The organism is Ferruginibacter sp. SUN002 (assembly GCF_050611725.1).
Taxonomy (GTDB): Bacteria; Bacteroidota; Bacteroidia; order Chitinophagales; family Chitinophagaceae; genus Ferruginibacter.
This window is the reverse complement of sequence record NZ_JBODJB010000001.1, coordinates 2077704-2100896: the sequence shown is the minus strand read 5'-3', so window position 1 is coordinate 2100896 and position 23193 is coordinate 2077704. Positions and strand designations below refer to the sequence as shown.

The following is a 23193-nucleotide window of genomic DNA, read 5'->3' as shown; positions in this document are numbered from 1 at the left end:
TTTGATTTAAAATCAAACTTATGCAAGCAAATGAAAAAAATAATATTAGAATTGGGACAATGCTCTCGGATGGGGCAGATGAAATTTACCGAGTGACACATTTTATATTCTCAGAGGGAATAACTCATAAATATGGCAATCCGGTTGAGGATAATGTTGTTCATGTTGATGTATATAATACAAATAACTTAAAAGAGCCGATTGGTCACAAGAATTTTGTTCATTTAAATTTTGTTGAGCCAGTTCCAATAAGCAAAGAATATTTGGATATCTTGGGATTCCGTACTTCTAAGCTTAATGATCATAATGTTTATCGCTTTAATGATGCTTATTTTGAATCCCTGACCCCAGTAAATGGTTTCTACACAGTAAAGCGTGTTAGCAATAATGAACCGTTTGCAGTCCAATACATACATCAAGTTCAAATTATTGCTGCTAACGAAAACTAATACCCAATATTGGCGCAGGTATCTAACGAATTTAATGCTCTTGGCCTATATTGGCGCAAGTATGCAATGAATTTAATGCTCTTGGCGTAAGCATCCGCTTGTGCCAAGAGTGAGATATTTAAAATCATATTATTATTATTAATAACCACAACTTAACTATAATGGCAAATCTTCCTAATTATAGACATCCGTTATCATATAATTTAAATGCTCCCCGCCCTGGTTCGTGGCACACGAAACAGCAAAGTTTGAACTCTAACAAAACAACCATTATAAATTATTTTTCGTCTTATAATAAAATTATAAGATGGCTACACAAATACGAAAATCACATACATCATTAAACGACATATATTTTTTAACGGCAACCATTCATAAATGGTTGCCGTTATTAGAAGAGAACAATAACAAGCAACTTATTGTAGATTTTTTAAAAAAATTGTCAGACGATAAGTTAATTACTGTGTATGCTTTTGTTTTAATGCCAAATCATATGCATCTCATTTGGTCGCAGAATAAAATGAATGGCAAAGAAACACCACAAGGAAGTTTGTTAAAATACACTGCTCACACTTTTTTTGAAACAATTAAAAGCAGCAAACAGATCATTTCTTTATGAAGTTACAGCTGCAAATAATAAACATGAGATCTGGCAGAGAGATTCGCTAAGCATAGAAATATATAGCAGGAAAGTTGCCGAGCAAAAACTTGATTATATTCATAACAATCCAATAAGAGGAAAATGGCAACTTGCTAAAGATGATTTAGATTATTATTTTTCATCAGCAAGATTTTATGAAAATGATATTGATGAATTTGGATTTTTAAATAACTTACTTCATGTATTTGATGGCTAATGAAACTTGCTGTTTCGTGTGCCACGAACCAGGGCGGAGAAGATAGAGACTTAATAACGAAAATTGACAAGGAAACGAACAAATAAAAACAGCACACAACAGGCAGTTTTGCAAAATGGCAGGTTTAGTGCTGAATTCAACGGCAGTTCTTCGATTAAACTTTTGTGCAAAATTGAAGATTTGTGCTCCGATTTCCGCCACTTCGCAAAGCTGCAAACTGTTACATGCCATTATACCCTCCGCCCTGGTTCGTGGCACACGAAACAGCAAGTTTAAAACTGTAACGAAAACAACAATTCAAATACCGCTTTAATAAAAGTTCAATAACGGTATACAGTACAAGTGAGTGACACAACGATGATGCCACGAAGTACAAATGCTCGTTACAAAAAATTAGATACAACTCAAGCTTTGCCGTTTCGTGTGCCACGAACCGGGGCTATCGAATGTTGTTGGTCAGGCGACCAACAACGGCGAAATGCTAACAGTAACTCACACCCTAAAAATGATCTTAACCTATCCTAATTAGGTCAATCAACGTATCCACGATAGGTTGGGTAACATATCTTCATTAGGTTAAGAACGTATCCACGATAGGTTGGGTAATGTATCCTCATTAGGTTAAGAACGTATCCACGATAGGTTGGGTAACATATCTTCATTAGGTTAAGAACGTATCCACGATGGCATTTATATATTTAGAGGGACAAAAAAATTACCCTGTTTATTATATTGCCTCTAAAGAATAGTTGGGAAATTAATTGTGCCGACTTATTAGAATAGTAAAGAAATTGTTTAGTGGCAAAAAGATAGTGAATGACCTTCAATACAAAAAGTCTTTATTATTTCCCAAAGGACAATTGCAATCGTCCCAAAAGTTAAATACTTCGTCCACTTTACCAAACGTTCCTCGTTTCTTTCCGTTCTTTGGGTCTGGGAGGCTAAAAAATCGGAATTAACTTGTTCTCGTCTTGCTTGTTCTGTATAACCCTTAGTAGTTTCCCAAAAGTACTTTCCATCAAACGTTACGAGGTAATTACAATAATCCGAATAAGCAGCCATCCTATTATCTTGCAGTACGCAGTAAATAAAATTATCTCCTTTTAGTTTGGCTAAAATATCTTTTATCTCTCCTATATCAATATCCTCATTTTCTAACCCTTTTTGTATAGTTTCTAAACTTGGATTTTTACCGCTGTTATCATACAGCCATTTGAATACTAAATCAATCTTTGATAGCAAGTCCATAACGTAATAATTTTACGCTACAATATTACTTCTTTTTAGTGGGAGTTTTAGGGGTAGCTAATTCTTTGAGTAAGTCCTCAAATGTACCGTTTAGCTTTAGTTTTTCCTCGTATTTATTGGCTCGTGGCTTTGGTATTGCCTTAGCTTTTTTGGTCGCTTTTGCCATGTACTAACTGTTTGTAGGTTAATCTTCCTTCAATGTTAGGTAAAGATAAAACAAATCTACTTCCGTCATTCATATCTCTTGTATTGTATCTGAAAGCATTTTCATCGCAATATCTTTGTAAGTGTTTTGGTGAAGTATGATGATAGATACCTAAAATTGAACGTTTGAGGTATGCAAAGAAACCTTCTATTGTATTAGTGTGAAAGTTACCTCTTACAAATTCATCAGTTGAATGGTTTATTATTTGGTGCAAAGGATATTCATGTTTCAATTTTACATAACAACTATTAGCATCGGTTATAACTTGACTGTCCTTTGCTACGTTCTTTCTTACTAAATCAATTATGGGCTGTGTGCTTCTATCAAATACCTCTGTTCTTAAATTTCCTTCTCTGCTTACATAGCCCATAACACCAGTTAAGTTGCCGTAATTATTCCCTGCATTTTGTTTATTCCTTTTGCTCTTGTGCTTGTTTTTCATCTTGCCTCCCACATACGTTTCATCTACCTCTACTGTGCCTGTCATTAAACTACTATTCTTATCTTTTAAAAATTCTCTTATTCTCATTAGCATAAACCACGCTGTCTTTTGGGTTACGCCTAAGTCCTTTGCTAACTGACAACTACTTATACCTTTCTTGTGGCTCATAATTAAGTACATCGCAGGAAACCACGTTGACAATGGTATTTTAGATGCTTCAAATACTGTCCCCACAGTTACGCTATATTTTTTGTAGCAAGTTTTATCAGCACATTTAAACCTCTTACCGTTCTCTATTTTATAAGATTTTCTACAACCACAATACGGACATTCGGGAACACCTCCCCAACGTTGCTGAACTAACTCCTCTATACATACTTTCTCATCAGCGTATCTTTTCATTAATTCTTTTAGGTTGCTTATCATAACAAATGATTTAGAATACTAAGATACATCTTGTCCACGTTTCTACCTAATATTTTAGTAACTTTTTTACGATTATTTTTTAGTAGTTTGGTAAAAACAAATAAAATATGACTTTAATAACCAAACAAGTTTATAGCGAACCGATGCACGATTACTTAGCATACGCCTCAGCTATGAGAGGGACACTAATTAATGCTGTCGCTGAAATGGAAAGAGATATTGATGATTATATATGCGGCTACTTTTGTCGTTCCTCTAAAAAAAGAACAGAACTTATGGAGGTTATATTAGCTAACTCTCATGTAGGATTTAGGGCTAAAGTAGAAATATTAAGGTACGTTCTTAAAAAGAAGAAACAAGCAAAGCCCGAACAAATAGCCTATTTCTGCGATACTGTTTTAAAGAAAAAAATTGCCGACAAAAGAAATATGATGGCTCATAACCCATTAGACACTTCTAAAGCATCTGTTAATAAATTCCTTCGAGATAAAAGCACAATACACGTAATTCAATACGCTAATATGAAAAAAGTAAAGCCTTACACTAAGAAAGAAACAGCAGACTTGCTTATGCTTATACACTCAGTTACACAGTTTTTTAGAAATCTAAAGATTAAAAAAAGATAACGGGCACACCCCTCTCATAATCCCAATTATTGCAAGTCAGGAGATTACTTAATCAAGAGATGCGCACTGTTTTTATTATTTTAAAATGGGAGCTATGGTCTTTGTCCCTTTATGTAAGTATTAACCATCCACGATAGGTTGGCTAACGTATCCTAATTAGGTTCAGAACGTATCCACGATAGGTTGGGCAATGTATCCTAATTAGGTTCAGAACGTATCCACGATAGGTTGGCTAATGTATCCTAATTAGGTTCAGAATGTATCCACGATAGGTTGGGCAATGTATCCTAATTAGGTTCAGAACATATCCACGATAGGTTTCTTATCCTCGGTCGGTACATTTCTAAATCCATTACCGGTCGGTGAAGACACCGACCTGGGAGTTTTTAATTTACAACTAAAAGGAAAAGAAAAATAGATAAGCATATACCCACACGAGGTCGGTGTCCTCACCGACCGGTAAATAAGTTATACTTCAATGGTTAAGACTTTGGCTGTTGGTCAGGAGATGCAAAAGCGGTGTTCTGAATAGGTAGACACATTATTAGGGAATGATGAATACCAACAAGGGCAAATAAATACCCTTAATCGGGTATCAGTAATTCAGTCAATAACATTACATTTACTGTACAAAAATTAAATATGAAGAAATTAACATTTTTATTGATAGCTTTTATTAGCATGAGTTTATTACCAACAATTGGTAAAGCTCAAGAAAAAGTGAGTCTTACTTTTAAATTTAAAACTATTAACACAATAGCCGGATATGACCATGTATCCAAATTAAAAGTTTTTTGCGACAATGAACTAGTTGGAGAAAGCTCACAAAAACTACAATCAATTGCAAATAGCGTAACAGTAAAAGTGCCGAAGGGAGTTCATCACATCAATGCAGCCTTATACGCTTTATATCAAGGAAAATGGGAGTCCAGAACAATAGAACATAATTATAGTTTTGATTTTGAATACGACAAAACAGGAAACTGGAGCACCAATAATACGATCAATCTTACTTTTGATATTGAATCAGAATCTGCAACAGCAACAGAAAAAATACCTATTGATTCTGATGATGAAAAAAAATCAAAAGTAAAGGAGCTAACTACAACATCGGATATCCCTACAGGTGAAGTCATTTACAAAGAAGACGATAAAGTAAAAATAGAAGATATCTATCCGGAAGATTCTTATTATTCTGACAGGAGTAGATTCATTGGGAAAAATGCAACAGTGATATCTGTTAGTTACAACAAATCGAACTCATCATATAGTGGAAAAGTGAAAATGGAGACCGGCGAAACTGCATATTTTTATAGCATTATGCTTTCAAGAATTACTGATGACAGAAATCAAACTTCAAAAGTCAGGAAACAAGCTACAACACCGGATAACCCTACAAATGAAGTCATTTATAAAGAAAACGATAAAGTGAAAATAGAAGATATCTATCCGGAAGATTCTTATTATTCTGACAGGAGTAGATTCATTGGGAAAAATGCGACAGTGATATCTGTTACTTACAACAAATCTAACTCATCATATAGTGGAAAAGTGAAAATGGAGACCGGCGAAACTGCATATTTTTATAGCATTATGCTTTCAAGAATTACTGATGACAGAAATCAAACTTCAAAAGTAAGGAAACAAGCTACAACACCGGATAACCCTACGGGTGAGGTCATTTATGAAGAAGGTGATAAAGTGAAAATAGAAGATATCTATCCGGCAGATTCTTATTATTCTGACAGGAGTATTTACGTTGGGAAAAATGCGACAGTGATATCTGTTAGATACAACAAATCTAACTTATCATATAGCGGAGAAGTGAAAATGGAGACCGGCGAGACTGTATATTTTTATAGCATTATGCTTTCAAGAATTGCTGATTGAGATAAAACTAATAATGATTCGTTTTTCGCCGTCATAGGTATTCTCCCATGAGCTCAGTGCTGTAGCAACTCGAATGTAGGCGTAGGAATGCTGCCGTGCCAAAGTGCGTTAGCATTCTTGTACCGGTGCTGATTCTTATTAAATCAACAAGCTATTTTAAACTTGCCGGCACAGGAACGCCTGCCCAAAAATATCTACGCTACATTCTTGCGCCTATAGGGGCAAGTCTTTCACCAACCAAACCCTTGCTCAAATAAAGAGGGTCCGTACAAAACAGATGCTTACCGTTATTAATATTCGCTTAAGCGTTATTGATATAAGCCCCACAAAGTGGGGCTTATATATTTTTATGGAACGAGTAGTTGTGCTTCGTGGCATCATCGTTGTGTTACTTGCCGATCTTATCGGCATCCCGATGTTACACTTGGAATCGGGACTTGTACGGCATACCATTGTGGAACTTTTATTGAAACTATAATCTAGAACCACCAAACCGGTAAAGTATAATGAAACTTTTTATTAGATTTAATTTATCTTGAATCATGTTGAAGCTTACAATAACAACAAGGCAAAATATTTAATAGGTTTAAATATATTTTTATTAGATTTATATATACTATTACAAACTTTCAAAAACCTTAAGTATGAAAAAGCTATTTTTACTATTAAGCATTTTTTGTTTCAAGATTGTTGCCGCACAAAATGTTGGTATTGGCACCATCTCGCCAGTAGGAGCTTTGAATATTTATAAATCAGATAGCTCACAAATAACTTTTCATAATATTTTAACAGGTTCAACTTCATCTGATGGGCTTTTAATCGGAAATATGGGTAATACTGCAGGCCTTATCTGGAACAAAGAAAATGCACCAATACGTTTTGGTACTAATGATCTTGAACGAATAACCCTTACTGCGTCAGGTAATGTTGGAATTGGCTATAACGCTCCTAGTTATAAGCTTTCTATAAATGGCGAAACTTATACAAACGGTATTTATGTAAACGGCCTTGCTAATTTTACAGATAATCTTTCTGTTAGTGGACAACTTACATCATATGGTCTAACGACAATAAATGATCAATTATCGGTTAATGGTCCACTTGTAGTAAGCGGAAACATTACAACCGGAGGCAAAGGAATTGTCAGAGGAGAGGATGCTACTCAGATGGTAATTGAAGATTTCTCTACTCCTGCTAATTTAAATGCTTCATTAGCTGCGGGGGGGCATACTTGTTGTATTGGTATGTCTTTTAGTACAGTTTTCACCTCTAAACCATCAATTGCTTTTGGCGAGCTTACAAATGTTTCACCTGCAGGAAGTATAGCTCTTACAATTACTTCGCTTACAACTACTGGTGCAACAGTTACAATTACAAATATTGGCACTACCACTGCAACAATAACTAATGGTACATTAAGGGCTATGATAATTGGAAAAAAATAGTTTACCACTAGTGAAGGTCTGCAACTAACAGAGGTATCCGGCGCAGTTCTACCGACCTGTACCCTACAAGTCACTTAACTTATAATTTAAGATGAAGTAACGGATAAGGACAAGTCAAAAACCTGCACCAGAAAGAATGCATTAAAGTTTCATTATTCTTCCAAATATTCTTCTCGTCAATGTCTCTCCCACGAGCCTGAGCTTAGTCGAGTAAGTTACGGCCTATTACTAACTTAGCCACTTTTATAATTGTAGCAACGTCCCGTGCAGGAGACTTGGTTCCGAAGCGAATATACTTAGACGCAGGTAGCTTTTGCAATTATTCCACTTTTTTATATATTGCAAGACAAACCTTTTTTATGAAGAAAATACTACTATTATTGTTTATTACTTTTTCTGCAAACGTCATAACACAAGCACAAATCGGAATCGGCACTAATTCACCTAACCCCTCTTCTATAGTAGATATCAGTAGCACATCAAAAGGCTTGCTGATTCCAAGAATGACCCTCTCCGAACGAGCTGCTGTAACCCCTGTAACAGGACTCCTGATCTATCAAACCGATAATACTCCCGGCTTTTATTTTTATAATGGCAGCGAATGGAAAAGTTTTCAGGACAATCTGGGTAATCATAGCATGACTTCAAATTTAATCACAAACAGCTTTAATATTGCACGTAATCCTAGTGTTGGAGTAGGAATAAAAATGCTGGATAGTGGTGCCGTTAGTATATACACCGATAATGAATACCCGGGAGCTAGCAGTAGTAAAGCTTTACGTTTTAAATTTGATCAATGGGGAAGTTTAATTATGTTAGGTGATTTAGGAATTGGCTTTTATCCTACGAATGTAAATACCACTGAAGAAAAACTCATGTGGCTTCCCTATAAGGCAGCGTTCAGAGCCGGAAGCACTTTGGATGCTTGGAATTTTGACGAAAAAATTGGATACTACTCTGCTGCTATGGGTTATAACACAACAGCGCAAGGAAATGGTAGCTTTGCAATGGGTATGAGTACAACGTCGACAGGATTAGGTTCTGTGTCATTTGGTTCGAACACAGTTTCATCAGGTAAGTCTAGTTTTGCTGCAGGAACATCAAGCAAAGCTTTTACAGATAATTCTATTGCAATGGGCAATAGCTCTGTGGCAAGCGGTACTAGTGGCATTGCTATCGGATATCTCTGCAATGCTGATGGTAATTATAGTGTTGCAATTGGTAACAGGGCAAACACGAACAACCATACCGGTGCTTTTGCTTTTGCAGATGCTTCTATTGTAGACAGCGTAGAAAATAGCGCCGATAACCAGTTCATGACAAGATTTGCAGGTGGATACAGATTATTTACTAATGCTACTATGACTGTAGGAGTTGGAATAAATCCAGGCGGTTCTTCCTGGAATGTGATATCGGACGTAAGAAGAAAAGAAAATTTTGAAACATCAGATAATGAAAACTTTCTGATCAAGCTCAGAAAAATTGAACTTGGCTCGTGGAATTATAAAGGACAGGATGTTAAAACATTCCGACACTATGGGCCCATGGCGCAGGATATTTTTGCCGCTTATGGCAAAGATAAATTCGGTACTATTGGTTGTGATACCTTATTGGCAAGTGCAGATATGGATGGAATTATGATGATACTGATAAAAGGATTAGAACAACGAACAACAGAACAAAAAAGACAGTTCGAAGCTCAACAGCAATTAGAGCTAAAGCAGGATGAAAAAATTAAACTTTTAGAGGCAGAAATAAAAAGATTATCAAGCATTATTTCGAAACAACAACAATAGTTTTCCCAGCTACCCGTAGTCTCAGGCTGCGCTGTATTGAGTTTGCAACTCAGGTCATATTTACATAATCAAAAACAACATTACTGATTTGTAAATCCCTAGTTGGAGCATAACCTGCGGAGTTCTCCCGACCTTTGCCACGAGTTTCTTAACTTATAATTTAAGATCAAGTAACGCATAAGTTCACGCCATAGGTCTGCATTTGAGAGAAAATAAAAAAGACATTTTATTTTACATTTACTAATACATTGATCTTCTTTATTCCTTTGTCGCTGTACTCTTCTAAAGCTTTACCGATGATCTGCCAAGATAGTACTTTAGATATATCCGCTTTCATTGCAACACCTGATATAGATGAAGTCACTAAAATATCTCCTCTCTTTATCTCACCTCCCTCAGTACATACCTTTGTTGGAATTACGCCAAGAACTCCCATTGGAACCAGCGTTTCAAAATCACCGTCTGTTGAATTATTTTCAGTTAAAGTCAAACCTGGTTTAGTAGCATAAACACCCGCTACTAAAGAAGAATAAGCAGAAGATGATTTTTCTATTTTTCGGTTACTCGTTTGCGATATCACTAATACATCACCAGTTTCATAATTCACTTTAGCACCTTCTACTTCAAAATACTCAGCAACATCTGCCCCACTAGCTTGAAATCCACCATTTGCAAAGATCTTACCTGTTGCGTCGATACGTGCAACATTTAAAGGGCTTGGGCTGCCACTTTTAAAAATCGCTAAGTTTCCGGAGCTTCTGGATTCCACACTTAAAACTACGTTTGTATTTGAAGAGTTGATATTATAAAGCCGGCATACCTTCCCATTGCTGGTAGTTGGTAGCCAACCATATAAAGCATAACCCGTTCCATAATTAGAAGCTTCGAAGCAATTACCGCTACCGGTAGCCGAGGCAACCACCGCTTCCCCAGTACCATTATTGACTGCATGCAATGTAGGTCGTGGGCTTGATGCATTTGATATCTCAAAATATCCTGCGCTTCCTCCTGTTCCCGAACTAATACCCATAATGGCAGCAGTTCCATAATTTGAATACTGGCTATTTATTTCCCCTCTAACTGCAGCTGAGGTACCATTAGTATTATTAACAAAGAAATTACCTGCATCTCCCAAACCAACAGTAGTAGCACTTAATACATTGTTGGTGTTATTCTCATTATAAATATTGAAACGTGCTGCCCTTCCCAATCCATTTGTAGGCACCCATGCATATATACCACTACCGGTACCGCTTACACGACCTTCCAGTGCATCGCCGGAGTTTGCGGCAAATGCAGCAACACCATCTCCGGTACCTTCTGAAACCGCCGTTAGAGCAGCTGAAGTACTCGCCGGATTATCTGCATGAAAATATCCTGCATAGCCACCTGTTCCTTTTGCAATACCAATTACAGCTGCAGCTCCATAGTTTCCCCATTTAGAATCTATCTCTGCTCTAACTGCAGCACCAACCGAAAGCGTATTATTTACCGTAAAGAAACTTGCATTTCCCAATTGGGAATTTAAATTATTGCCACTACCATTAGTACTTACTTTAAAAACATTTGCATTTGTATTACTTGAATTTGTATTTGAAAAATTCCCGGCACCACCTAAACCATTTGTAGTAGCTTCAATTGCATTACTTGCATTTGTATTTGTATTAATAAAAAAAGAACCTGCCGGACCTGAAACACTTGTTGCATATAATCCAGAGCCTGAATTACTCGATGCATAAACACCCCAGCCTCCACCGGCTTGAGACCCCCAAACACCTATACCTGTACTGCCTGTTCCATTATTTATCCCTCGAATTGCACTTGAAAATGCACCGGGACTATTAGATGATAGAATTCCGGTAATTGCTGTCGCATTATCATCTTTACTATCAGAAATTCCCTGAATTGCACCTTCAACTCCTTTATCTGATGTATTGGTTAAACTTAAAAGTGTAGCACTTTGCTCAGATTGATATTTATATAAAGGCAAGGCTATATCCGATGCAGGTGAAAACGAATACCATTTGGTTCCACTATAATAATAAAACCCCGCAGTATTATCTGTTTGATAGATCATTAAACCTGTAGCCGGGCTTACTATTAAATCTCTTTCGGCATTGGTCATTTGAGGAATTAGCAAACCTTTGTCTGTACTAGACAATTCTAAAACGGCACTACTAACCGGAGCACCGGGAGCTCCAATTTTAACTTGTGCAAACAACGAGCTACAAAAAAATACTAATAGTAAAATAAACAATATGCAATTTTTCATGATGATTATTTATATATGTAAAACTAATATCAGATACAAAATACAAATTTTCTCTCAGCAAGTCAATAGCTATTCATTTATACAATTAAATCAATTTTGAAAGCTAAAAAACTAATCACTAAAACTTGCAATTCTCAATTTCAATTTTTATTTTTATCTGTTAACCATTAAACCTATTTGTATGAAAAAAAATCTTTTATTATTAGTTATAGCTGCAGGTTTGTACTCATGTAACAATAAAGTTGCCGAAACACAAACATCAGACAACGAAACTCACAACAAGATGAGAATGCAGCAATTTTACGATCAAGTAATTAATGCACATAACACTGCTATGATCGATTCATTTTGCGTACCTGATTTTATTGACCACAACCCCGACCAAGGTCACACTGGAAAAGGTATTGCTGATTTGAAGGCACAATTTACTAATATGTTTACCGGTATGCCTGATGTAAAAATGACAACTAAATTTATGATTGCACAGGGAGATACCGTGGTTTCTTATGTTACATTAAATGGAACCAATTCTGGCCCTATGGGAAAAATGCCTGCAACTAATAAAGCATTTACAATGGATGGTATAGATATAGTTATAATTAAGGGAGATAAGGCCGTAGAACGTTGGGGAATTTTTGATGCAATGAGTATGATGGCACAAATGGGAATGTTAGGTGATGCCCCTCCAGTAGCAGATACAACTAAAACGACAGGAAAAAAAACAATGTAGCTCTATAGATATTTAATGACACTATCAGCCAATAACTCGTAAGAAATGATTTGATTACACGGTTGATATTTATAAAAAAAGTCTCGGAACATAAAATTCGGGACTTTTATTTTTGATCTTAACTATCAGCTAAACAACATTTAATGTTATTTTTTATGCCCCCGTAGATAATTCTATATTTTCATAAACCGGCAATAACAAACTTTTCGCAGTAACGCCACTCCACTGGTACCATTGTCTCTTTAAGCTAACACTGTCACATTAAATTGTACTACTTCCCATGCAGGAGACATATTTAGGAATTGTTTGAGGATACAACCAATAGACATTAAATTTTAATTTACTGTGTAGGTACTTTGAAATATTTTTTATTATATTAGTAAGAAAAAATAATTTTTATGAAACACTGTTATCCTTTGTTCATACTATTATTGGCATCAACCTTATTTACGGTACAAGTAAAAAGCCAAAGTTCTGCAGAATATAAAAACACTATCCAATACCAAAAAATTGTAACCCAAATAAAAGATTTAATTGAAAACATTGGTAGTAATCTATCTGCTTATAAGGGTGATGCAATAGAAAAAGCTGATGCGGAAGATGGTGCAGAATATTTCGCTATCAAAAAACCTATACTCTTATCCTCAGATGCGTATATTACCCATTATAAAGATGGAGATACTTATAAAGCAAATTTCAGCTTCGCTAAATTTGATAATAATGCAGATGCAGGAGATTTCGGAAAGCGTTTAACAGAGTCGCTGAAAAAAGGTGTTTACAGTTTTGGAACGTTAAAATCTGTTACTTCCGGCGCAGAAGGATTGATAGAGTTGGAAGTTGTATTGAACAAGAAAGCAACTTCAAAAAAATTTTCGAATGTACATATCTTCATAAAGATTCCAAACAAATATGGAAATTCACTTGAAAATGAAGTTCGAGTAAGTATCAGTAGATGGGAATAAAAATATATCCCTATTTGCTTTATAAAAAAATAAATCCTCGTCTCCAACATTTTGAGACGAGGATTTATTTTTATGAAGTGCTCTTTTTATTATAGCATCTTAATTGTTTTGCGATACCAATGATCGTTAGAATCTATACACTACACATATACCGGCACCCCTCAATCCATACCAATTGCCTTTTAGTGTAGCATCGGCTGTAGCTGGCGCTCCACTTGGATGTTGTGTTACAGTTGCGTCAATAGTAAAACCGGGTAGATCAACATCTTCAATATCTGCTTCCAGGTCTGCCATATCCTGGGCATCAAGACCTCCGATTGGATCAGTACCGTGAAACTTGGCATTGATGTCTGATCCATAAAAACCACCAACGATCCAAAAATCGATTCCCCAATTTTTCTTGATCAACCATTGTGTACCAAACATTACACCGCCTCCAAATGCATTGAACTTACTGTGAATAGCAGCAGTATGGCGTATGTTATCACTAGGTGTAAAACGAAACTCATGGTCTAACTCCATACTCATATACCTGGCAAAAGGAGCTACGTAAAATCCTTTAGGAGCACCTTTCTTGCCCAGGTAGTAACGGTATTCCAGCGTGTAAGTCCATTTAGTATAAACCGTGCTTTCAATGGCCTCCTTGGCATCTTGGTTATCTCCGAACTGATCTAGCAGAGCATTTTTAAACGGTAAACTTGCGTTTGGGGCATAGCCAATGGCAAGTGCTAACGAACTACGTTTGCCAATTACTCTTTCATATTGTGCCATGTAATTGCCTACAACAAGGCTTGAAAGATTCAGTTTTACCAGGTTTTTTGTTACACCTGTTGTGTCTTTTGTGTTTTGTGAATTAGCTTGAAGGGTTGCTACAGACAGAAGTAGCAGAAATACTTTAGTCATGGTATAAGGTTTTAGTGAATGGAGAAGGTTTAGCAGATTTTAAGATACAATAATATTGTCGAATTTTGCAAAAAAAATATAGAAATTTAAACTGTGCTTTATGTCAGGTAAAGCCCCCTACCTGTGCATTTCAAGGCTCCTTGCTGCTTTCTGTTTAGTAGTATGAATTGTTCATTAATGCTCAATACTTTGTAGAATAAAAAAAACGGCACCAGAAGTGCCGCTCATTTTTTATTGGAGTTAAACTAATTCAATGGTATACCAACAGAAATACTCAATGTTCTGTACTTGTTCTTATCGTTCGCATTATTATCTCCAGCAGTTGAATTAATTTTAGCCAACCCAAAGCCGTAATTCGCTTTTAAGATGACGCTTTTCATTTTAACACCCCCGCCTATGTTCAAACCATAATCAAATCTCTTAAGTTTGTCATAAGCGGCATCATCTTGTTCAGATGTAAACGGATCATCATTGGCAAACTTAATATCTTCTGTAGAAGATGTAGTTAACGGGCCAAACTTGGTATCTACTTTTGATTTACCTGCAATACCAACTGCAACATAGGGACCGGCATTAAAGAAAAAACCTGAGGCACTGGTTTTGTTGAATGGTACTGTTACTACTACATTCAAAGGTAATTCTATATACAAAGGATTAAAACGGGTTTTCACATAATCAGTTCCGCCGTTAAAAAAGGTCTCTGCCTTAGAGCCTTTCCCAGTAAAGAGCAAGCCTGCTTCAAGATCTACCACTTTGGACAAACCAAATCTTCCCATAAAACCTACATTAAAAGTAGGCAGCAATTTATTTTCTTCGGTGTTACCACTATTGGTTGTTGTAATGTTTGCAAGATTCAGTCCACCTTGCACGTAAACGGTCTGTGCATTGGCGTTAGTTAAGATCAGGAATACAGCTAACCCAGTAATTAGAGTTTTCATTTTTTGATTTTTTAGTTTATAAATCGGATTACGAGAGCGTACTTCAAAAATATTGCCACAAATTGTTTAAATTTTGGCAACTAAACTTTTGTTTACTATTTCTCGAGTGCAAGGTATCTTAATGCTCTGGAGCAAATGTTACATGACTTTTAAAAAAAATTACATAATTAACAGTCTCTTCTAAATACTGGATACCATCCTCCACCCTTATTTGCAACATAAGCCAAAGTAAGGACGGCTTTTTATTAAGACTCTTACAATTATAGTCCTTCATTCGAGGCATTATAATGATCCTGATTAAAAGATCAGAACAGCATCGGACGCTAATTAGTATCATTTTACCTATTTATCGATCTTTAACAAACTACTAAAACATAAGTTTTACTGCCCTTAATCTCGTATTTGTGGTTATACTTACCATTGTTCAATTAATATATAAATTATTTTTATCTATTTTTATATAAATGAAAATCAAATACTTATAAATAAACAATCAACTTCTTTATAAATATTAGCTATATATATTGTATATAAGTTGTCCATTTTTTTATTCGTGTTAGCTTTGCTGATCTGTCAGGCTTGCTATAAATATTTTGAGGCAACGAAGCATGAAAAACTGTGCTCTATCAGAGCACTGAAACGTCTAATTTTATATTGAATGAACAGTATCTTTTCCCGGTTTTTAATTATCGGAATATTTCTAGCGGGCAATTCCTATAGTCTATTTGCACAGCGTGGTTATTACGATGCTCCGTATAAAAGATATGAAGCCAATACCGGCACTTTATCAAACGGTGCATTTGCGATGACCAAGTCATACGCACAGGTAGATCTTCAATCGGAAGCCTCTGATCAAATATGTGTTAATATGACTGCTGCAAATGCTGCTGTTGAGTGGACGATGATTGAAACTGCAGATGGGCTTGTGGTAAGGTATTCTATTCCAAATGGAGAAACGGCTGTGATCGGTGTGTACGTTGACAATGTTCGAATAACGGGTATCACTTTAACTACCACCTGGTCGTGGGAATCTCTTTGGAATAACGGCAACCCTAATAATGGTGGCGTGACAAATAAAAACCCTAAAATGCGATTTGATGAGGTACGTTACAAATTACCCAGCAAAATTGCGGTGAATGGTAAACTAAAACTGGTGAGAGAAAGCGGCAACCCATATATTGATTTTGCCGAACTTGAACCTGTACCACCGGCAGTAACTGCACCCGTAGGTGCTGCTGTTTATCCGGGTTCCGGATCGATACAAAGCTTCATTAATGCAAATGGCGGGAAAACAATTTATTTGCCGGCAGGTATATATAGCGTTGGCGGCACACTTCAATTTACTACAGCAAACACCAAACTACAGGGTGCCGGTATGTGGTATACCCAGATCAATTTCACCAGCAACACAACAAACAATGGCGGGCTTTGGGGATATGCTACAAACATCAGTTACGATGGTCTTTATCTGACAACAAACAATGCCTCAAGAAGCAATTCTTATAAAGCTCTTAACGGTGTTTATACATCAGGGTCAACCATTACAAATGTATGGGCAGAGCATTTTGAGTGTGGTGCATGGATCGCTAATTATACTAGTACGGGACCATCCGTTGCAGATGGGTTTACCTTATCAAATTGCCGCTTTCGTAATAATTACGCTGATGGCATCAATCTTTGCAAGGGCACTTCCAATGCTGTTGTTGAGCATTGTAATTTTAGAAATAATGGCGATGATGATATGGCCATATGGTGTGCTAACGGTCAGGAATGTAACAATAATACTTTTCGCTATAACACATCTGAAAATTGCTGGCGTGCCTCTGGTGTTGCTATCTACGGAGGTAGAAATAATCAGGCATATAATATCATCGTTAAAGACAATGTTGAAGCTGGCCTTAGAGCTAACAATACTTTTCCGGGTGTTACATTCAACGCCAGCGGCCAACATGTATTTCATGATATCACTTTAATTTCATGCGGTACTTTCAACGATCTGTATAATAATCCTGTTGGTGCTATTGATCTTTATTGCACCAATGTTAGCGGCACACAAGTAAGAAATATTAAGTTCTACAATATTGACATCATCGATTCTAAAAATGATGGCATCTATTTTAATAAGACAAATGGCGATGGTTTTTATAACCTCATTTTTGAGAACATAACGATCACCAATACAGGAAAAGAATACCCTTATAACAATACCAATAATTCCGGTGCCAAAAGAGGAATGTTTGTGCGTTTCAATGGAAACCCAAATGGCAACGCTACATACTGTGGTATGAATTATTCGGGCCGTGGAGGTAATGCTGTGGTAGATGAAGACCTTAGTGGTAAAGGTGCTCTTACATGGACGGCTGCATCAAGCTGCCCACCTGCCATCAGTTCTTTTACGCCAACCAATGCAATTACCGGTTCTATTATAACCATTACCGGATCAAGCTTTACAGGCGCAACGGCTGTAAGCTTCGGCGGAATTGCCGCTACATCGTTTACAGTTGTTTCTAACACTGTGATAACCGCAGTGGTTGGCAGTGGAGCATTAGGCACCGTATCTGTAACCACACCTTCTGGTACAATAAGCAAATCCGGTTTTAATTATATGCTTTGTCCCGGTGGTATCAATTCTTCATTGATCTCTACTATCACGGGCAGCAGTTACCAATGGCAAGTAAATACCGGGAGTGGTTTTGCAAATGTTACAGACGGAGCAAATCATTCCGGCACTTCATCTGCCATTCTTTTATTAAACAATATTCCGTCATCCTGGTATGGATATGAATACAGATGTTTGGTAAACAACAGCACCTACAGCAATACATTTATTTTAAAATTTACGGATACGTGGACAGGTGCAGGTGGTACTACAGAATGGGAAAATCCGGCAAACTGGAGTTGTGGCGTTGTACCGGATGCCAACACAGATGTGATCATTAATACAGGTACCGTTATTTTAAATTCTATTACTTCGTGCAGAAGCATTTCGGTTTCTAACTTTGCGAACTTTACTGTTACCGGGGGCAATCAACTTAGTTTGCTTCAATAATGTACGATTGATTATGTAATTGTTACTCTAAAGGCATCTGGTTAAAGCGTCAACAATAGTTTAAACCATTAATTTTATTTGTATGAAATTATGCCTCACCATAATACTGTTTATGCTTTTGTCATCTACCTATGCACAAACTGAAACAGATTCCTCCGCAAATGCTCTCTCCTATTTACCAAAAACAATAATGATAGATCCGCAAAAGTTTTTAGGTATTTGGGAAAGCCAGGATTCTTCAAAACATCAGATCCAATTCTACTTTAATAAAAAAAGGTTTTACTTAGGCAGCATATCAGATTCCAGCCTTGTGTATAATTCTTTCGAATTTTTCAGACAAGATTCATCTTCGATGGTATCAAATTCAGGGGTGATCATCAAATGGCCTCCGGATAATTGTTACGTAAACCCAATCGATGAAAACAATATCGAAATTAAATACGGATATTTCGGCTCACCTGCTACATCAATTAAATACAGACGTATTCAAAATAAAGCTGTTTGGTAAAACACATATTTTAAAGATTGTTTCTGTTTTTATATTGCTTTATAAATGTAAGAACATCATTGTCATCTTTTACCATTTTATTGGAGTTTGTTTCCAGTATTTCAAGCATTGTTGATATTGTATTATCACTTGCATCGATTTCACTAATAGCATCGGCCCAAACACCACATGATGTTACGAAAGTATTTGCTGATGAGAGATATGTTAGTAGTTTGTCATTTAGCTCATTCTCTCCCTTTGCAAGGGATAAAGATTCCAATTGCTTTTTATATGTCTTAATATTTTCAAATAATTCTTTGCAGTAGACATCTTTTATTTGTGTTGAATAATAAGACCAACTACTGCGATTAAAATTACCTTTACTATCCATTTTCATACTTCCCTCAAGATATTTCAGAAGCATTTTTATTTTTGGCCGATGAACTGCATCTTGTAACGTATAAATCGAATGTACTTCTTTAGATTTCTTGTCTATTTCCGATTGCTCAACTTTATCGTTAACAGGCTGTTTTGCAGGAGCCGTTTTGTTTGTTCTTTTAGAATTGGGTAATTCGTTTGTAATTCTGTTTGTTTCTGTATCGAAGGTTAATTTACTTACACTACCGGCGGCTTGTACCCACTTTGCAGTTACTTCAGGATCGGCCAAAAACGAAACAACAATTCCTCCTTTTCCCGGTGCAATATTCGAAAATCCTTCTTCTTCCCTAACAAGCCCCATTGGAGGAACATAGTATAAACGTTTAACAAAATTACCGGCACCTTTTTCTTCTACAAACAAAGTGTCTGCATTTGTACCGGAAATAAACTGAGCCGTTAGATTACTTCTTGAATAGCCTTTTGTAACTACCCAACTAGCGGTTTCTCCGGCTTTAGGCATTTTAAACAATATTTCTTTTTCGGGATACAAACAATCGCCAAAAGAGTTGTAAAGGCACTGTGAAAAAACAGCTGTATCTGTAATAGTATACTCGTAGGCAAATATTTTTAGTAAAGCTTTCCCTTTTACACTTAGATCTACAATAGAATCGATTACTTTAAATTTATTCTTTGCTGTAGAATCAAATGTTCTGAAAAAATACTGTTTGGCTGTGCCATTGGCGGCAGGACGAGAGAGAAAAGACATTTTTCTTGAGCCTTTCTTCACCGCACTTGGAAATGCGTATGACTTTGAATTTTTTGCATACACTATAGGCTTTGTACTTTTTACGATCTTCTCAGGCTTTGTGCCTTTTGCATCCGCTCCAGACTTTGTATGCTTTGCAACAGGCTTATCCATTGGCTTTCCTTTTACCTGAGCTCCTTTTGGTCCTCCTTCCACACTAAATATTTTCAATCTTCTTGCACCGGAACTTGTTGCCGCCACCCATTTTCCATTAGGACTAAAATGACAAGATGTAAAATCATAATTTAATGTTGCATCCGAAACAATGTTCTGCGACACCGGCTCTCCATTTTTTACGATCTTGAAAAATTCCAGCTGATCTTTTTTATTACCGGTAACAATAAAATCACCGGTAGGATTAAATGCAAGTGTGCTGTATTTATCAGTCGGGAATTTACAGAATGTATTAATTGCATCAAGTCCTTTTGAAACTTTATAAACACTTAATGAGTCTTCGCAAGCTGCTGCAAGCAAGTAATTGTCTGCAATATCAAGCTTGCCTACATATCTATTACTTTTCAAACTTGCGGCTCCACGTACTGCATCACTAGCTGTTATATCCCAGCAATACAGATTTCCATTTGCATCAATGGTGGCAAGCAATTTACCATTCGGCGATAAGGCCGCTTTGCCAAATTCCAATCCGCCTTTATTCTGAATTGTCTTAACCAATGAGAACTCTTTATCTTCTCTTTCATAAAAACGTATTGTTCCATCAGAACCTACGATCATTAACTTATCATTCCCGGTAAAACGCATGATAAGATCTTCTCCATAACCGGACGATTTTGAAGAAGGTAGCTTTTGTAACAAACTATATCTATCACCTTCCCTTTGATGAATACATGTAATTCGATCAAATGCACCAAATGCAACTAAACTCCCATCTTCGCTGATACCGGCATGAATAGCCTGTCCCGAACAACCGGGCAAACTTTGAAGCAGTGCAAAACCATTATCACTCTTTTTATAAACATCTGCAGAAAAACCTATCACTACAACCAGATAGTTATTATCCTTACTAAAATTCAGATCATTTGCAAAATGGTTGGTTGAAGTTGAGTAATTTTCTTTCAGTTGCAGTTGGCAATAAGCAACTACTACAATAAACATACTAAATAATAAAAGGGAAATCTTTTTCATATTAAGATTGATAAGGTGATTGTGTAAGACAAATTAAACTTAATCTTTATTTTCTTTATTCGCAAACTTTCTGTAACCAATAGCTGAAAGTTTTCTTCATCCAACTCATATCAAGTATATTCGTATTATGCTTATTATATGATACTATTTAAGTAAACAGACAATAAAATATGAGTAAGATAATTAAGAAGTTGTCTACAGAACAACGCAAGGAACTACTAAGCACATTAAAAACCCGTTTTGAGAAAAACAAGAGCCGTCATAAAAACCTTGAGTGGGAAGCAATACACAAGCGACTGGAGGCTAATCCTGAAAAGTTATGGTCACTGAATCAAATGGAAGAAACCGGCGGCGAACCGGATGTAGTTGGTCAGGATAAAAAAACAGGCGAATATATTTTTTATGATTGCTCTGCGGAAAGTCCGAAAAACCGAAGAAGTGTTTGCTACGACCATGAAGCACTGGAAAAAAGGAAAGAACACAAACCTGAAAACAGTGCCATTGAAATGGCTGCTGATATGGGTATTGAAGTATTAACAGAAGAACAATACAGAGCGCTACAACAATTAGGCAGTTTCGATACAAAAACATCCAGCTGGATAATAACACCTCCGGATATTCGAAAATTGGGTGGCGCCCTCTTTTGCGATCGTCGTTACAATACAGTCTTTCTTTATCACAATGGAGCAGAATCGTACTATGCAGCAAGAGGATTCCGTGGTTCATTAAGCGTTTAAAAAAGATAGCACTATGACAAAGAATATTATGAACCCTTCGGTTGATTTTTATTTCAGCAAAGAAAAAAAATGGAAGGAAGAGATCAATCAACTAAGAATGATCGCTCTTGACTGCGGATTGACTGAAGAATTGAAATGGGGTTGCCCATGTTACACATTAGACAAAAGCAATGTTGTTTTAATACATTCATTCAAAGAATATTGTGCTTTCTTATTTTTTAAAGGGGCTTTGTTAAAGGACACAAAAAAAATACTTATACAACAAACACAGCAAGTACAGGCAGCCCGTCAGATTCGGTTTACCAATGTAAAAGAAATAATTAAGCTGAGTAAAATACTTAAAACATATATCCTTGAAGCTATCGAGGTAGAAAAAGCCGGCTTGAAAGTGACTTTAAAGAAGACTGCAGAATATGCTATTCCCGAAGAATTTCAAACCATATTAAATAAGACACCTGCATTAAAAACAGCGTTTAATGCATTAACTCCGGGTAGACAAAGAGCATACCTTCTTTATTTTTCTGCACCTAAACAATCTAAAACAAGGGAATCGAGAATTAAAAAATGTATACCCCAAATCCTCAAAGGAAAAGGCCTAAATGATTGACAAAATTAAATCATCAATATTTTAAATTAAATAACAAAAGCACAGATTTCTGATCTGTGCTTTTGTATTAGACAACTATAATTATTATAAACTTTTGTCTTTGATCTTTATTTTTTGTCCGTCTTCCTCTCCTTTCTGCTTCATTATACTTCCATTTTCATCCATTACTACTTTCATCTTATCATCGCCTTTTTCCAGTTTAACTTTATACGCTGTTTTGTTTTTGTAATTCTCTTTGTTTACAAATGTAATAGTGTAACCGGGAAATTGACTTTGAAGTGTTTTGTTTACTGCCGCCGGCACTTCTGTAGACTCTATAGTCGATACCGTAGATATCCATTCACCCTGTGGTGTGTACCAACTCCAGTAATCTTTTTTATCAATTACATATTTTGCAGCATAATCTGTAGTGTCTAAAGAAGCCCAGTCCATAAGATTCCAGTCAGCGTCTGTTACAGGCACATCCTGATATCTTACCCATTGCACATCACTTGCTGCAGGATATCTTTCAATAAATTTTGTTTGAACGATCGGCGCTACTTCTACAGTTTTGTACACAGTAGTTACTTCCTTAGTTTTTTCTTTTACTACTACTGTATCAGCTTCAGCTGTTTTGCTATCAGCACTATTACAACTGGTCATTATTGTCATAATAATTGCCGCAAAACCGATTAATTTCTTTTTCATAATTTTTTTTAGTTTGGTTATTTATATATTTTAGAGATTTTAAAAAGTTAATTAGGGTAAAAGAGGGGCCGGATAGAAATCCAACCCGACTCAAACTTAATAACCTTACAA

Annotated in this window: 21 protein-coding genes; 14 read left to right on the top strand and 7 right to left on the bottom strand. The window is 36.2% G+C overall.

Features of this window, described 5'->3' with window-relative positions; genetic code table 11:
• Positions 1-20: 20 nt before the first annotated feature.
• From ACQ33O_RS09440 to ACQ33O_RS09430, 3 genes are all read left to right on the top strand, one after another.
• The gene (locus ACQ33O_RS09440; RefSeq protein WP_430995326.1) at positions 21-449 is read left to right on the top strand and encodes a hypothetical protein; all 429 of its coding nucleotides are present in this window, start codon (positions 21-23) and stop codon (positions 447-449) included.
• A 307-nt stretch (positions 450-756) separates the two neighbouring features.
• A complete protein-coding gene (locus ACQ33O_RS09435; RefSeq protein WP_430995325.1) occupies positions 757-1068 on the top strand; it encodes a transposase in 312 nt (103 codons plus the stop codon).
• The gene (locus ACQ33O_RS09430) at positions 1028-1306 is read left to right on the top strand and encodes a hypothetical protein (protein WP_430995324.1); all 279 of its coding nucleotides are present in this window, start codon (positions 1028-1030) and stop codon (positions 1304-1306) included. The genes ACQ33O_RS09435 and ACQ33O_RS09430 overlap by 41 nt, the downstream gene beginning before the upstream one ends.
• 795 nt (positions 1307-2101) lie before the next feature.
• On the opposite strand, the gene ACQ33O_RS09425 is transcribed toward ACQ33O_RS09430, so the two are convergent.
• Both ACQ33O_RS09425 and ACQ33O_RS09420 read right to left on the bottom strand, forming a co-directional pair.
• Positions 2102-2554 carry a hypothetical protein gene (locus tag ACQ33O_RS09425; protein ID WP_430995323.1) on the bottom strand — a complete coding sequence of 151 codons (453 nt, stop codon included), beginning with the start codon at positions 2552-2554 and terminating at the stop codon, positions 2102-2104.
• 140 nt (positions 2555-2694) lie between these two features.
• A complete protein-coding gene (locus ACQ33O_RS09420) occupies positions 2695-3627 on the bottom strand; it encodes an IS1595 family transposase (RefSeq protein ID WP_430995322.1) in 933 nt (310 codons plus the stop codon).
• Between the two features lie 107 nt (positions 3628-3734).
• Here ACQ33O_RS09420 and ACQ33O_RS09415 point away from each other — a divergent pair, with 107 nt between their 5' ends.
• The 5 genes from ACQ33O_RS09415 (at position 3735) to ACQ33O_RS09395 (ending at position 9384) form a co-directional block, all read left to right on the top strand.
• Positions 3735-4253 (top strand): hypothetical protein, encoded by a 519-nt coding sequence (locus ACQ33O_RS09415; RefSeq protein ID WP_430995321.1) that lies wholly within the window; start codon positions 3735-3737, stop codon positions 4251-4253.
• 642 nt (positions 4254-4895) lie between these two features.
• Positions 4896-6143, top strand: coding sequence for a hypothetical protein (locus ACQ33O_RS09410; RefSeq protein WP_430995320.1), 1248 nt, complete (start codon positions 4896-4898; stop codon positions 6141-6143).
• 349 nt (positions 6144-6492) lie between these two features.
• Complete coding sequence (locus tag ACQ33O_RS09405; RefSeq protein WP_430995319.1) at positions 6493-6621, top strand: hypothetical protein; 129 nt, start codon at positions 6493-6495, stop codon at positions 6619-6621.
• Positions 6622-6787: 166 nt separating this feature from the next.
• Positions 6788-7588 (top strand): hypothetical protein, encoded by an 801-nt coding sequence (locus tag ACQ33O_RS09400; protein ID WP_430995318.1) that lies wholly within the window; start codon positions 6788-6790, stop codon positions 7586-7588.
• A gap of 359 nt (positions 7589-7947) precedes the next feature.
• Positions 7948-9384, top strand: coding sequence for a tail fiber domain-containing protein (locus ACQ33O_RS09395; protein ID WP_430995317.1), 1437 nt, complete (start codon positions 7948-7950; stop codon positions 9382-9384).
• A 226-nt stretch (positions 9385-9610) separates the two neighbouring features.
• Here the strand turns inward: ACQ33O_RS09395 and ACQ33O_RS09390 are convergent, their stop codons facing one another.
• Positions 9611-11656 (bottom strand): hypothetical protein, encoded by a 2046-nt coding sequence (locus ACQ33O_RS09390; protein WP_430995316.1) that lies wholly within the window; start codon positions 11654-11656, stop codon positions 9611-9613.
• A gap of 181 nt (positions 11657-11837) precedes the next feature.
• On the opposite strand from ACQ33O_RS09390, the gene ACQ33O_RS09385 reads away from it, so the two are divergent.
• Positions 11838-12386, top strand: a complete 549-nt coding sequence (locus ACQ33O_RS09385) for an ester cyclase (RefSeq protein ID WP_430995315.1) — start codon at positions 11838-11840, stop codon at positions 12384-12386.
• A gap of 398 nt (positions 12387-12784) precedes the next feature.
• Positions 12785-13348 carry a hypothetical protein gene (locus tag ACQ33O_RS09380; protein WP_430995314.1) on the top strand — a complete coding sequence of 188 codons (564 nt, stop codon included), beginning with the start codon at positions 12785-12787 and terminating at the stop codon, positions 13346-13348.
• A 126-nt stretch (positions 13349-13474) separates the two neighbouring features.
• On the opposite strand, the gene ACQ33O_RS09375 is transcribed toward ACQ33O_RS09380, so the two are convergent.
• Positions 13475-14251: a DUF3575 domain-containing protein gene (locus ACQ33O_RS09375; protein WP_430995313.1), complete on the bottom strand. Its 777-nt coding sequence runs from the start codon at positions 14249-14251 to the stop codon at positions 13475-13477.
• A 245-nt stretch (positions 14252-14496) separates the two neighbouring features.
• Positions 14497-15189 carry a porin family protein gene (locus ACQ33O_RS09370; RefSeq protein ID WP_430995312.1) on the bottom strand — a complete coding sequence of 231 codons (693 nt, stop codon included), beginning with the start codon at positions 15187-15189 and terminating at the stop codon, positions 14497-14499.
• A 658-nt stretch (positions 15190-15847) separates the two neighbouring features.
• On the opposite strand from ACQ33O_RS09370, the gene ACQ33O_RS09365 reads away from it, so the two are divergent.
• Complete coding sequence (locus tag ACQ33O_RS09365) at positions 15848-18238, top strand: right-handed parallel beta-helix repeat-containing protein (RefSeq protein WP_430995311.1); 2391 nt, start codon at positions 15848-15850, stop codon at positions 18236-18238.
• Positions 18239-18350: 112 nt separating this feature from the next.
• Positions 18351-18746: a hypothetical protein gene (locus ACQ33O_RS09360; protein ID WP_430995310.1), complete on the top strand. Its 396-nt coding sequence runs from the start codon at positions 18351-18353 to the stop codon at positions 18744-18746.
• Positions 18747-18756: 10 nt separating this feature from the next.
• On the opposite strand, the gene ACQ33O_RS09355 is transcribed toward ACQ33O_RS09360, so the two are convergent.
• Positions 18757-21051, bottom strand: a complete 2295-nt coding sequence (locus tag ACQ33O_RS09355; RefSeq protein WP_430995309.1) for a WD40 repeat domain-containing protein — start codon at positions 21049-21051, stop codon at positions 18757-18759.
• Positions 21052-21221: 170 nt separating this feature from the next.
• Between ACQ33O_RS09355 and ACQ33O_RS09350 the strand changes: the two genes are divergently transcribed.
• Both ACQ33O_RS09350 and ACQ33O_RS09345 read left to right on the top strand, forming a co-directional pair.
• Entirely contained in the window at positions 21222-21788 is a 567-nt protein-coding gene (locus ACQ33O_RS09350) for a DUF4256 domain-containing protein (RefSeq protein WP_430995308.1), read from the top strand.
• A gap of 13 nt (positions 21789-21801) precedes the next feature.
• Positions 21802-22395 carry a YdeI/OmpD-associated family protein gene (locus ACQ33O_RS09345; protein WP_430995307.1) on the top strand — a complete coding sequence of 198 codons (594 nt, stop codon included), beginning with the start codon at positions 21802-21804 and terminating at the stop codon, positions 22393-22395.
• Between the two features lie 84 nt (positions 22396-22479).
• Here the strand turns inward: ACQ33O_RS09345 and ACQ33O_RS09340 are convergent, their stop codons facing one another.
• On the bottom strand, positions 22480-23082 hold the full coding sequence (locus ACQ33O_RS09340) for a PepSY-like domain-containing protein (RefSeq protein WP_430995306.1): 603 nt from the start codon (positions 23080-23082) through the stop codon (positions 22480-22482).
• Positions 23083-23193 lie beyond the last annotated feature (111 nt).